This is a genomic window from Streptomyces sp. NPDC047108 (assembly GCF_040643575.1).
In the GTDB taxonomy this organism is placed as follows: Bacteria; Actinomycetota; Actinomycetes; order Streptomycetales; family Streptomycetaceae; genus Streptomyces.
Window position 1 is genome coordinate 40516 of the sequence record NZ_JBEYUP010000031.1, and the last position, 13600, is coordinate 54115.

Sequence of the window (13600 nt, forward strand, 5' to 3'; positions counted from 1 at the left end):
GCCGGCCGGCGAAACAGCACCACACTCAAGGAACAGAACCTCCGGGTCCACTGGGCTTTCCGGCGCGCGTCGAATCCCGGCACGGGAAAGTGCCGCACCGTACTGATTCCTGTGGTTCCCGGGCGATGGTGAGATCTGAGTGAAAGTTCCGGCCGGGAACCACGGAAGCGGGCAACTCCCGTACCGGTCCACTCCGTACCGGGTTGGAGTCCGGTCCGCAGCACAATCCGCCGGGCGTCGGCAGTAGTCTGCATTCACGGAACGCGACCTGTCCACGCGGGAAAGGCAGTTGCCGGGCAAGCGGGTCAATTCTCCTGCCCTGCCGCCCCCGTTCCGGCCGCTCGTCCGTACTCTTCGCACGTTCCCCCTTTCCCGGGGGCCATCCCCCTGCCAAAGCCCCTACGGAAGTCGAGGGTTGAGCTGATGACCGACAGCGCGGTGGCCGAACTGTGCCGCCTGACCGTACGCGCGCCGAGTGTCTCCGTCGATCTGGCCGTGCCCGCCGACGTGCCGGTCGCCGACCTGTTGCCCACGCTGCTCCGCTATGTCGGCGAGGAGGCCGAGGAGTCCGGACTCGACCACGCCGGCTGGGTGCTCCAGCGGCTCGGCGACGCCCCGTTCGACGAGGAGGCCACCCTCGCCCGCGCCGGGCTCGCCGATGGCGACGTGCTCTACCTGCGCCCGCACACCGAGGCGCTGCCCGAGGCCCGGCTCGACGACCTGGTGGACGGGATAGCCGACACCGCCGGCCGGCGGCTGCACACCTGGCACCCCGGCGCGGCCCGCGGCCTGCTGGTGGGTGCCGCGGTGGCGACCGTGGCGGCCGCCCTGGTGCTGGTGTTCTGGCCCGGGGTCACCGGCTCCTCACGGGTGGCCTGCGCCGGCGTGGCCGGGCTGCTGCTGCTCGCGGGTGCGGGTTCGGCCAGCCGCGCGGTCGGCGACCGGCTCTCCGCGACCGCGCTCGGTCTGCTCGTCGCGCCCTGCCTTGCGCTGGCCGGCTGGGTGCTGCCCGGCGGCGACGTGACCGGCCCCGACGCGGCGCAGGTCGTGGGCGCGCGGCTGCTCGCGGGGGGCGCGGCGGGCGCGGGCGGCGCGGTCCTCGCGCTCGCCGCAACCGCCGTCGGCGCACCGGCCCTCCTGGCCACCGCGGTTGTCGCGGCGGCCACCGCGATCGCCGGGGCCCTGATGGGATACACCGGCCTGGACGTCCCGGCAGCGGTGGCGCTGGTGGTGGCGGCCCTCGCCCTCGGCGCCGGGGCCGTGGCGCCGTTCGCCTTCAAGCTGGCCGGGATGCGGATGCCCGCGCTGCCCTCCTCCGCCAGCCAGCTCCAGGAGGGCATCGAGCCCTACGCGGGCGATGAGGTCGCCGAGCGCACCGAGCTGGCCGGGCGGTGGGTCACCGCGCTCTTCGCCGCCACCGGGACCGTCGCCGCAGCGGCCCTGGTCGTACTCGCCGAACACCCCGACCTGCCCGAGGTGCTGACCTCCGTCACGCTGAGCCTGCTGCTGCTTCTCCACGCCCGCGGCCTGGTGCAGATCGGGCAGCGGCTCACCCTGGTGGTGCCCGGAATCTGGGGGCTGCTGCTCCTCGCCCGCGCCTGGTTCGCGGACAGCGCCACCGACGGGCGCGTGGTGGTCTTCGCCGCGCTGTTCGCCGCCGCGGCCGGACTCGTGATCGCCGCCTGGACGGTGCCGGGCCGCCGGGTGCTGCCGTACTGGGGCCGCGCGGCGGAGGTGGCGCACACCGGCTTCGCGGTCGCGCTGCTGCCGCTGAGCCTGTGGGTGGCGGGCCTCTTCGGCTGGCTGCGCGGCCTGTTCGGCTGAGTCCGCCCGTACACCCGGTCATCGAGAACGAGTTGAGGAGAGGCCGTGCAGTCCAAACGCGACCAGGTGCATGCCCACACTTTCATGATGGGCAGGCTCAGTTCGGGCCTGCTGATGGCCGACCCGGACGCCCCGGAGAGCCCGCTCGGGCGCACCACCCGCGGCGTTGTCTTCGGCGTGCTGGTCACGGTCCTGATCGGCGCGGGTGCCACCGTCTACGGGCTGCTGCGCCCCGGTGGGAACGACAGCTGGCGCAGCGGTCAGCACCTGGTGGTCAACAGCGACACCGGCGCCCGCTACCTGTGGACCGGCACCGACGGCAGGCTGCACCCGGTGCGCAACTACGCCTCGGCGCGGCTGATCGGCGGCTCCGGACTCAAGGTCAAGGACGTGGGCACCGCCTCGCTGCGCGACACCCCGGTGGGAGCCCCGGTCGGCATCTCCGGCGCCCCGGACTCCGTACCCGAGCCCGCCCGGCTCGACGACGGCGCCTGGCACATGTGCGTCACCGGGCCGGGCGGGGCGCTGCCCAGTACCTCGGGTGGCGCGGCGAGCACCGGCGTGAACAAGCCGGGCGCCACCACCGTGGTCGCCGGGGCCCCGCTGGACTCCAGCGGCATCGCCGCCGACCGCGGGGTGCTGGTGCGCGGCCCGGACGACACCGAGTACCTGGTGTGGCGGGGCAGCAGGCTGCCGCTGGACCGCAAGTCCGACGCCCGCAACGCCCTCGGTTACGGCTCCGAGCAGCCGATGCCGGTCTCCGCGGCGTTCCTGGACGCACTGGCGCCCGGCCCCGACCTGAGCCCGCCCGCGGTGCCGGGGCGCGGTGAGGAAGGCCCCCGGCTCGGCGGCGAGTCCAGCCGGATCGGCCAGCTGTTCAAGGTCAGCGTGCCCGGCGGCGGCAGCACGTACCACCTGCTGCGCGAGGACGGGCTGGTGCCGCTGACCCGGCTCGGTGCCGCCCTCGTACTGGGCGACCCCGCCACGCAGAAGGACGCCTACCAGGGGCGGTCGCCGCACGTGCGCACGGTCGGCGCGGACGCCCTGCGCGAGCACCGGGCGAAGGACGCGCGCCCGGCCGGATCCGCGGAACTGCCGGACGCTCCGCCGGTTCCGCAGGCCGCGCCGCGCGGCAGTGCTCTGTGCGCGAAGGTGGACGGGAGCGACGGCGGCACCCGGATCGGCTCGGTGCTGGCCCCGTTGACCGGGCTCGCCCCGGTCGCGGTGCCGGAGGGCACCGACCAGCCGCTGGAGCCGGCGTGCGCCCCGCCGGACGCCGCGGTCGTACGGCCCGGGTACGGCGCTCTGGTCCGGGCCCTGCACGCGAGCGGGGCCGCGCACGCGGGCACCACCTATCTGGTGGCGGACAACGGCGTGAAGTACCGGGTCTCCTCCAAGGAGGCGCTCGCTGCGCTCGGTTACGAGGCCGGGGACATCGGCTCGGTCCCGGCGCCGCTGCTCGCGGCCTTCCCGACAGGCGCGAATCTGGACAAGGCAGCCGCCCTGGGCGCCGCGCCGGCCGAGGTCACGGCCCCGAAGTGTGCAGCCGAGCGAACGGAGAAGCGCGGGGCGGACGGCGGAGCCGGCGGCAACCGCGGCGCCGGTACCGCTCGTACGGCAGGCACCGCGCGCTGACCACGACAAGGAATAGGCAAGAATAAAGCAAAAGGAAAAGGGAGCGAGGGCCGGAAACCACCTGACGAACTCGGTGCCGATGGCGCGGAGTCACAGGATTGCCATAGGGCCGGGCGCGGGGAATCCCCGCGCCCGGCCCTCGCCGTGGCGGAGGGTGACCGGAGCAAGGGCTGAGACGGCAGGAAACCTCAGAAGAACCTCAAAGTTCGGTCGACAGGACCTGCTGAATCACGGCCGTCGGCCCGGACATTTCGGAAACGGTCAACTCCGCTGACCGATTGCCTTTTCTGCATGACCGAGTCCCGCCCGGATCGTATGGCCCGGAAAACACTGCACACCCCCCGCCCTCGGCTGCTGAAGCAGGCAAATTCATCCAGGGCGAAACCTCGCGACAACTGCGTTGGGCACACTGGGTCCTTGGCGGGCTGACCGTTAGTCAAATCTGCACTGCACGCGTTGCGCGAAAAGCGGGATTCTCTTTAGCCTCGGCACCGTTGTGACGAGACTCGCTCGAACGAAGGGAGCGCGACATGGCGGACAGCGCCGCAAGGAAAGCGGACTATGCCAAGGGCTTGGGGGGCGTCTCGTCCCTGGAGTCGGCCCGGGGCCAGGTCGAGAAGATCCAGAACAACGTCGGCGAGATCGCCGCGCGTTCGGGCGTCGGGGGTGACGAGGGCCAGGCCCTGCTGAAGCTCTTCCGGAGCTGGAACGCCGAGGCGCAGAAGGTCGTCGTCCAGATCAGCAAGATGACCGACGCGCTCCAGGAGAACGTCACCTCCGCCAACCGCCTGGCGAAGGAGAACCAGGACCTGACCGAGGTCCTCAACAGCAAGACCTCCCAGGGCGTCTTCGAAGCACTGCGCTGACCCGCCCCGTCCGGCGCCGGCCTTTCGGCAGGTCCGGACCCCGTGAGCTTCCCGGGCCCCGGAGCCCGGCCACCCGAGAGGAGACGTCATGGCTGACGGCGTCATCGACGTGCAGTACTCCCTGGTCCAGAGGACCATCGAGGAGCTGAAGGACCAGACCCAGCAGATCATCACGACCCTCAACAACCTGGAGGACGAGCTGAAGCCGCTCGTCAGCACCTGGGAGGGGTCGGACCAGCAGATGTACATCCAGGTCCAGACGGAGTGGGACCAGGCCACCAAGAACATGGCCCTCCTGCTCGGCGACAGCGGCGAGTTGGTCCAGAGCATCCACGACAACCACTCCCGCGACGAGCGCAAGAGCGCCGACAACTGGGGCAGCGTCCGAGCCCGCTAGGACCGGCCGGGCGCACACCCCCCGCGCCCGGCCCACCGGTCCGGCCGGCCGCTCGTGGTGCGTCGGCCGGCCGGACCGGCCCGCCCCGCCCACCTATCTCCGTCCCGTACGAAGCGGCAGGAGGACGCCCGATGGCCGATATGAAGGCCGATGTCAAACACTTCGACCTCAAGCAGTTGGAGACCTTTCGGGACTCCGACGTGGAGGGGGCGTACACCGCCGCGAAGAAGCACCGCGAGGAGGAGCCCCCTGGGGGCGGGGTCCGTCCGCTCGGGCACCTCATCGACGGGCACACCACCCCGGAGAACCCGGACAAGGGCGACAGCCAGGTCCTGCGCATCGGCAAGATGATCAAAGACCCGCTGGTCTCCGGACCGACGCTGGTCGAGGGTGTCCGTGAAGCGGCCATGGCGATCGACAAGCTGCTCGGTGACCAGATGCAGCTCTTCAAGGAGTTGAAGGAAGCGCTCACCGAGACCATCGACGAGGCCAACAAGACCAAGGACAAGAACCTCGACGCGATCGACGCGCAGACGCTCCTCCAGACCTTCGGCGAGGTCGACACCCTCACCGCAGGCAGCATCGGCGAGGAGTCGGGCGACGACAGGGACGAGAAGGACGACAGGGACGACAAGGACGACAAGGACGACAAGGACGGCAAGGACGAGAAGGGGAAGGGCGACGAGGGCGAGAAGGGCGACAAGGCCTGAGCCCGTTCCGCGCGTGCCGTCCGGGGCCACGACCCCCGGCGCGTCCGCGTGGGAACCCCCCGGCTGCACACCCGCGTGGGACCCCGTGCACCGGCACGGATGACAGGCATCGACCAGAAAGGGCGCCCGGTGGCCGAGCGGTACGACCCCAACTCCAAGGGCTACGTCGAAGATTTCAAGGACGCCAGCAAGCCGACGGACGACGTCTGGGCCACCCTGGTCGCGCACATCACCGGCTTCCCCGTGCCGGACCGCACCACCGTCTTCGACAGCCTCCGCTCCGAGCAGGGCGGCAAGCTCTTCCGGATGGAGATCACGGACCACTTGATCGGCTCGCTCGTCAAGGACCGCTCCGGCTTCCTGGTGGACAAAGGCCAGGACTACGACATCTGGTTCTTCAACCGGGGCAAGTCCAACCACATCAAGCAGGCCCGGATCGTCTTCGAGGGCCGCGTGAAGCAGGGCGACGAGATCGTCTTCGCCAACTCCGGCCTCGACATCGACAAGGACCACACCGTCCGTCAGGGCAACACGTTCACGGACTACAACGGCGACAAGATGGACAGCAGGCCGCTCGCCCAGTACATGAACGGGCCGCGGACGGCGCTCAGGGAACTGCTGGGCGGCGGCACCGGAGGCGGTGCCCGGTTCAGCGGACTGGAGGTGCCCGGTCCGGACATGGTGGACCTGAAGTCCTTCAAGGAGACCGGGGAGTCGTTCGACTACGCGGCCAAGTTCTTCAGGGACCACGCGGAGAAGCTGAAGAAGTGGGAGGACGACTTCGGCCGGGACGACGCGAGCTGGAAGGGCGAGGCGGCGGAGGTCTTCCGCGGCCTGCTGAAGAAGATCCGCGAGAACTACGACAGCTACGTCGAGACCTTCGCCGCGCAGGCCGGAGCCGGTGGCGACACCGGCACCGGCGAAGGCAACACGGTCTACTCCCGCGCCCTGTCGCTGGGCAGCCAGTATCTCCAGCGCGCCGCCGCAGACCTGCTGCAGGCCTGGCGGGACTGGACGAGCTCCGGGTACTACGACCCGCACCAGGTGCTGCGCTACGTCCTCGACGAACTCGCCAGGTGGGTGGACGAGCACAACATCGCGGAAACGGACATCAAGGCCGAGCACCGCCCTTTCCGTTCCCTCGGCTCCAAGTACGAACACGTGCCCAAGGCCGGCTTCCTCGTCGACCACCCGGAGTACGGCGACCTCGCGGACATCGCGAGCTGGACGAAGGTCGGCGACAAGGCGGTCGAGCTCTGGAGCCAGGGGATCGACAAGTACCTGGGCGAGCCTGCCAAGCGGGTGCAGTCGGAGCTGAACAACCACTTCCTCGACCTGTCCAAGGACTTCACGGAGAACGTGCCCGAGCCGAAGTCGACCGGCACGGCAGCCGGTGAGTACAACAACAAGGAGGTGAAGAACCAGAACGACGAGATCAACAAGCAGAACGAGGAGAACCGCGCGTTCCAGAAGCAGCTGCAGAAGGAGCAGGACGAGCAGCGGGCGAAGGACCGCGAGTACCAGAAGCAGCTGCAGAACGAGCAGGACAAGCAGCGCGAGGAGGACCGCGAGTACGCGGAGGAGGTGCGCAACGAGCAGAAGAAGCAGCGGGAAGAGGACCGCGGGATCCAGGACGAGCTGCGCGCCGAACAGGAGAAGCAGCGCGAGGAGGACCGCGCCTACCAGGAAAAGGTGCGCGAGGAGCAGCGGCGTGAGCAGGAGGAGGCCAAGCGCGAGGCCGAGGAGCAGGCCAAGGCCCTCGAAAAGGACCTCGGCGGCCTCAACGGCCCCGGCGGCGCGAGCGAACTGAACCTCGGCAGCCTCGACGACGCGCTGAACAACCCGGTCACCGAAAGCTCCGGCACCACCGAGGACCTGAACCGGCTCACCGCCAGTCCGGCGCTGGCCACCCAGAACCTGGGGAACCTCGGCTCTCTCAACGGCGGTCCCGGCGGGAAGAACAACGCCGCGGTCAACGACGCGATCACCCAGAACCTCGGCAGCCTCGGCGACGTGAACGGCGGCGCCGGCAGCTCGCTCGAAACCCCCACCGGCGGCACCACTCAGCTCGACGGCTCCCAGATCACCTCCGATTTCCCGGACGGCAGCAGCACCTCGTTCGACCCGGACACCGGGACGCTGACCACGACCCATCCGGACGGCACCACCACCACGCAGAACCTCGGCGACGGGGCCAGGGTGACCAACCCGGACGGCTCGGTCACCTCCCTCGGTGACGACGGCAAGCTGACCACCACCTTCCCCGACGGCACCACCCAGACCGTCGACCCTACGACGGGCCAGGCGACGACCACCGACCCGGACGGCAGGACGACCACAGAGAACCTCGGCAACCTGGGCAACCTCAACGGCGGGAACGGCCCGGGAGACCTCGGTGATCTCGGCGACCTGGGCGACATCAACTCCGACCTGCCCACCGAATCGGTCGGCGATCTGGGCAATCTCGGGAACCTCAATGGCGACCAGCCCGGCCTGGAGACCCCGACCGGCGGGCACACCGCGTTCGACGGCGGGGACTTCACCACCACGTTCCCGGACGGCAGCAAGGCCACCTTCGACCCGGACAATGGTCAGCTCACCACCACCGACCCTGACGGCTCGACCAAGACCACCGACCTCACCCACGGGGCGAAGGTCACCAACCCGGACGGTTCCGTCACCGAGCTCGACAACGGGCAGCTGACCACCACGTTCCCGGACGGCAGCACCCAGGTCATCGACCCGGACACGGGCGTCGCCACCGTCACCGACCCGCAGGGAAAGACGGAGACGATCGACCTGAAGGACCTCAACTCGGCCGGGGGACCGGGCGGTTCGGACCTGCTCGACGACCTCGGCACCGGTGGCGGCGGCGACCGCACCACGTCCCGGGACGTGCCGTTGTCCGAACTGGGCCTCGGCGGCGGCAACGGGAGCTCCGCGGCCTCCGACGGTGGCCTCTCCGGGGCGAGCACGGAAGCGTTCGGCGCGGCCGCCGCCCCGCTCTCGGACGGTGCCGCGGGCAGCGCGGGCACCCCGCTCGGTCCCGCGGCCGGCACCCCCGGTGCGCCCGGCATGCCCGGCAGCCCCGGCATGCCGATGGGCGGCGGCATGGGCGGTATGGGCGCGGGGGGCGGCGACAAGGGCAACAGCGAGCGGGTGCGCGCCGTCCTCGTCGACGCGGCGGAGGAGAGCGAGCGCCGCAACCGCCGTCGGCGCAGCCCGTGGAACCGGCAGGAGGACAGCGACACCTTCCTGGCCCCGGCCTCCCGGGTGGCGACCACCGGCGGCGACAGCCCCGAGGAGGAGGCGGAGCCGGGCCGCAGGCCCACCAGTTCCGCCGACTACCTGGAGGAGGACGCGGACGTGTGGGGCACCGAGGAGGGCGGCACCCCTGCCGTCATCGGGCGGTGACCACCGCGGGGACACGTTCCCGACGGGCCCCCGGCTCCCGGGCGGCGGGACCCGCTCCAGGCAGGAACAGCAGGACAGTTGACTGTCCCGAGGCCCAGGTCCGGCACACGGGTCATCCGGACGACCGTGACCGGCGGAGAAGGGAGAGGCAGGCGTGAGTGAACCGCTGGAGAAGCGCCTGGAGCAGGCGATGGCCGAACTCGAGGCGGCCCAGGAGGCGGTCGCGCGCACCGAGCAGGAGCTGCGGCAGGCGTCGTTCTCGGTGCTCTCCTCGGACCGCGCGGTACGGGCGACCACGGGCCCGCAGGGTGAGCTGACCGGGATCGAGTTCCTGGAGAACAAGTACCGCGACATGTCCCCCCAGGAGCTGGCCGCCAGCGTCCTGGAAGCGGCGAGCGCCGCGCGCCTGAAGATGAACCGGCACGTGATGAAGGCGATGGCGCCCTTCACCGAGCCCAGCAGCAGCGTGCCGGAGCTGAAGGGCTTCGAGCTGGACTGGGAACGGATCTTCGGGCCCGAGGTGCTGCGCGAGGACGACGAGGACACGGCACGCGGCGGCCAGGCGACCCCTGCCTGGCGGGACGCGCTCGGTGAGGACGGGGAGGACTGACGGTGGGACAGCGGTACTACGTGGACCCGCGCCGAATCGAGGCACTGGCGGGACAGCTGGAGGAGATCGGCTCCCTGGCCAAGAGCACCACCGAGGAGTTCCTCGACGGGCTGGTCCCCACGATGGGCTGGCCGGGCACGGAGGGCGACTTCGCCGAGAAGGCCAAGCCGCGGGAGCAGAAGGAGCGGCAGACCACCAAGGACACCCTGATGTCCATCCGCGACGCGGTGGTGGGCATCACCGACGCCACGGTCAGCCAGGTCCGGATGATGGAGAGCACCCGCGATCGCAACATCGAGGAGATCGAGAAGGGCAACAGCCGCATCGACGCCGACGGGCTGAACGGCGACACCGGCTCGGGCGGGCATGGCCGCCGCTGACCTCAGCACCGACCGCCGCTCCCACGACCCGCCGGGGGCGGCGGCTCCGAACTGCCCGCGCTGCCTCCAGGACGGCTTCCGATGAGTCTCAACCCATCGCCCACGGTCAACGGGATGATCTTCGTCCTCACCGGGGAACGGCTCATCGACGCCGACGAGGACAAGGCCTTCGAAAGCCGTGAGCCCTTCACCGGCGCGGGCGGAAACGTCCGCCGCATCGCCGCGCTGATCGCGAAGTCGATCCACGACATCGGCGAGGTCATGCCGGACGACCTGGGCGAGTCGTACAAGAAGGCGATGAGCGTGCTCATCGACGACGGCGGCAAGAGCTTTCTGCACGAGTTCGCCGATCAGCTCGACAAGATCGCCGAGGGACGGCGCAAGATCTCCATGGACATCATGGAGTCCAAGTGGCAGGTCATCGCCGAGGTCGTCCGGCTGCTCCTCGAGATCGCCATCTACATGGCGATGTCCTTCTTCACCGGTGGCGCCACGGCCAGCCAGATCATGATGGCCAAGCTGCGCAGCCGGTTCATGATCCTCGCCACGATGGCCCACCTTGCCCAGCGGCTTCACATCGCGCCGACCTTGAGCGAGGCGATCCAGGAGGCGTTCACCACCTTCGCGGTGCGGCTGGCGATGATGAACTTCGCCCCCGAAGGCCGCCGCCCCGACGGCATCGACTGGAAGGAGATCGGCAAAGCCGCCGCGTTCGGCGCCGCCGCGGGCTTGTTCACCAGCATCTTCAACGACTTCGCGAAGAACATCGTCAAGAGCTACGACAGCAAGTTCCTCAAGAACGGCCCGGACCGCGACTTCAAGAACAACCCCGACCTGCGGAACGGCCCGAACCCCGGCAGCGGCCGCAACAGCCCGAACTCCACGCCGGGTTCCGGCCCCGGCCCGAACCCCGGCCGCAACGGCGACAACCCCCCGAACGACCGCTCCGGCTCCGGCCCGAACGGAAGCGGCCCCAACTCCACGAACAACCCGCTGTCCTTCCGGAACAACCCCGACCTGTGGCGTAACAACCAGATCCTGCGCAACAACGCGGACCGGCCCGGCGCGCTGGCCGGGCACTACGGGCTCAAGGGGACGGCCGACTTCCTCGCCGCCGGCTCCGGCGAGGCGCTCGCGGAGATTTTGATCAAGGGCGCTTTCGAGGGCGACTGGTCCACCAGCTGGTCCACCTTCGTCGGCGCCGGCGTCAGCAGTCAGGTCGAGGCCTCCCTCCAGGACACCGCCCTGAACACCGGTGCCGAACTGCGCAACGCCATCGACAAGTTGCGCAACCAGCCGCCCACCGTCTCCGGCGGCACCAGCGACACCGGTGGCAACGGCGACTCCGACACGCGGGACTCGGCCGACTCATCGCGTTCCCGGGACGGCGACACCGCCGACAGCACCGACGGCCCTGTGCGTACGGAGACCACGGGCGGCGACGGCTCCGCGCTCGCCTCGCCTCCGCCCGTCACCCGGCAGAGCGCCGGGCAGGGCGACTTCACCGGCACCCAGCCGCCCCCGCCCCGATCTGCGGAGACCCTGCCGCCGTACGCGCCCCAGAACCAGCCGTCGTACCCCCCGGGCTCGTCGCCCGTGTCCGCCGCCGAGAACGAGCTGTGGCAGCAGGTTCACAACGGCCCCGCAGAGGTCCGCGAGCAGGCCCTGCGCGATATCGCCGACCTGCGCGGCTCCCAGCCGCCCGGCAGCACCGACACCGGCGTCCGCGAGAGCCTGAACAGCAACCTGTCGCAGCCTCCCGAGGTGCCGGTCGGGCCGGGCGGGGACAGCGTCGCCGCCCAGGGCGACGCCGACCAGGCTCGGCGCACATTCGACGACTCCGGCACGCCGACCACGGTGGACGACCCGCTCACGACCAACCAGGGGAACATCGGCAACAGCCCCACGACCACGGGCGGTCCCGCCGCCGGTCCCACCGGTCAGGCCGTCGACTCGGTGGCGGACGACGGCTCGGGCGCCCACGTCGGAAGCACCGCGGATCGGGAGGGAGCCGCGTCCGGGGCATCTCCGGATGGGGCCCACGACAACGCGGTCGTGGACTCTGCCGGGAACGCGGTCGTGGACTCTGCGGGCCACGCCGTTGTGGACACCTCGGGAAATGCGGTCGTGGAGGCTGCGGAGAACCCCGTCGTGGACTCTCCGGAGAACGGGGTCGTGCCGTCCCCGGAGGGCAACGAGCGGAACTCTCCGAACGAGGAGGCCGAGCAGGGCACCCGTACGGAAACGGCGCCGGGCCAAGTGGCCGGCAGCCCCGTCGCATCCAACAGCCCCAACGCTGCCGCCACGCCAGGCACGGGCACCGGCGCCAGGCCAGGAGGCGTACCCACTGCCGGAGGCACTCCGGCTTCCTCCTCCGCGCAACCCCAGGGCAGCCCCCGCCCCTCGGACAGCACGGCGCCGGTGGACGGCTCACCGGCCACGACGGACGGTTCCCCGCAGACCTCGCAGTCGCCGGAGACCCCGCAGACCCCGCAGTCGCCGGAGAACGCCGCCTCGCCGGACACCGTCAACTCCCCGGAGACCACGGGCACGTCCGACTCGACGGACAGCGCCCCCACCCCGGCCGACGACACCACAGCCACCGCGGCCGACGACACCACAGCCATCCCGGCCGACGACACCACAGCTGCCCCGTCGAAGGTGAGCACCACCAGCTCGTACGACGGCACCGGCGGCGTACGCGACACCAGCGGCACGATCGAACCGTCGTCGTCTGTCGATGAGGCTGCGCAGGGTGTTCGTCTTGCGCCGCCTACGAATCCTGCTCCGGAGTTGGTGGCGGCGTTCGATGCGTTGAAGGGTTTGCTGGTGTCGTCGGGTCCGGCTCGTACGGTGCCGGTTCCTTCTCCGTCGTCTGAGCCGGGCTCGTCTTCGGCTGTGCGGGGTGGGGTGTCGCCGGAGCCGGAGCCGGAGCCGGGGGCGGATCTGCGGCGTTCGGTGCGTGATGGGCTGGCTGCGTTGCCTGGTGTGACGGTGGTTGTGGATGACGCCGCGAACTACGGTCATCAGGCGGCGGCCACGATGTTGATGGATTCGTTGTCCGAGCTGGGTTATCCGGGTCGTATCACGGTGGTTGCTCCGGGGAGTGTGCAGGAGCGGTTGCGGTTGCTGGTGCCGGAGTCGATGCGTGAGCGGGTTGATTGGCACACGGGTGAGTTCGGGTCGGGGTCGTCGGGTCCGGGTGTTCAGGTGGCCGAGGGTTCTTTGGTTCTGGTGGCGGCGAGTGACCGTCTTGACGGTGGCCCTGGGACGGCGCGGGAGTTCCTGGATTTTGTAGGTGCGGATCAGGCGGTTGTGCTGAAGCCGTATGCGTGGGGTGCTTCGTCGCGGATGGTCTACAGCCGGGCGGGTGCGGGTGCCCCGGTCACGGTGCATGCCTTGGAGGGGGAGGCGGGTTCGGGGCTGATTCCGAAAGGCACCGCGCTGTATCGCTTCGATGTGCCGAAGTTGAGTGGGCCGGAGTTGGATGCTCTGATCGCCGAGCAGGTCGGTGGTGTTCGGGGTGAGGGTCTGCGGGCTGTGGCGGACGCGGTGCGGGATGGCCGGGTCGATGTGATGCCGGTTTATGGTCTGCACAATGTGGATGCGCCTGGTCGTGCTTCGGCTGTGGGCACGTTGGCTTCGGGGTTGCATGCGGCTGGGCGTGATAAGCCGTCGGTGGTGATCACTTTCGGTGATGCGATGGTGCCGTTCGCTCCGCGTCACCGTGCGGAGTGGCTGGGGTATGCGGGGCTGGGGGATGC

General features: G+C 70.4%; 7 protein-coding genes and 2 pseudogenes. All 9 read left to right on the top strand.

The annotated features are described in order from the left end of the window. Positions 1-423 precede the first annotated feature (423 nt). Positions 424-1824: a type VII secretion integral membrane protein EccD gene (gene eccD, locus ABZ822_RS31555; RefSeq protein ID WP_360861709.1), complete on the top strand. Its 1401-nt coding sequence runs from the start codon at positions 424-426 to the stop codon at positions 1822-1824. Between the two features lie 45 nt (positions 1825-1869). Continuing rightward, entirely contained in the window at positions 1870-3459 is a 1590-nt protein-coding gene (eccB, locus tag ABZ822_RS31560) for a type VII secretion protein EccB (protein WP_360861711.1), read from the top strand. Between the two features lie 530 nt (positions 3460-3989). Then, entirely contained in the window at positions 3990-4325 is a 336-nt protein-coding gene (locus ABZ822_RS31565; protein WP_360861713.1) for a hypothetical protein, read from the top strand. Between the two features lie 88 nt (positions 4326-4413). Then, positions 4414-4722: a WXG100 family type VII secretion target gene (locus ABZ822_RS31570; RefSeq protein WP_360861715.1), complete on the top strand. Its 309-nt coding sequence runs from the start codon at positions 4414-4416 to the stop codon at positions 4720-4722. 131 nt (positions 4723-4853) lie between these two features. Further along, positions 4854-5303: pseudogene (locus ABZ822_RS31575) on the top strand (type VII secretion system-associated protein); the annotation flags it as partial. A 228-nt stretch (positions 5304-5531) separates the two neighbouring features. Then, on the top strand, positions 5532-8846 hold the full coding sequence (locus tag ABZ822_RS31580; RefSeq protein ID WP_360861717.1) for an AAWKG family protein: 3315 nt from the start codon (positions 5532-5534) through the stop codon (positions 8844-8846). A gap of 154 nt (positions 8847-9000) precedes the next feature. Continuing rightward, complete coding sequence (locus ABZ822_RS31585) at positions 9001-9456, top strand: YbaB/EbfC family nucleoid-associated protein (protein ID WP_360861720.1); 456 nt, start codon at positions 9001-9003, stop codon at positions 9454-9456. Between the two features lie 2 nt (positions 9457-9458). Further along, positions 9459-9836: a hypothetical protein gene (locus ABZ822_RS31590; RefSeq protein ID WP_360861722.1), complete on the top strand. Its 378-nt coding sequence runs from the start codon at positions 9459-9461 to the stop codon at positions 9834-9836. 81 nt (positions 9837-9917) lie between these two features. Then, a pseudogene (locus ABZ822_RS31595) lies at positions 9918-13600 on the top strand (hypothetical protein); the annotation flags it as partial.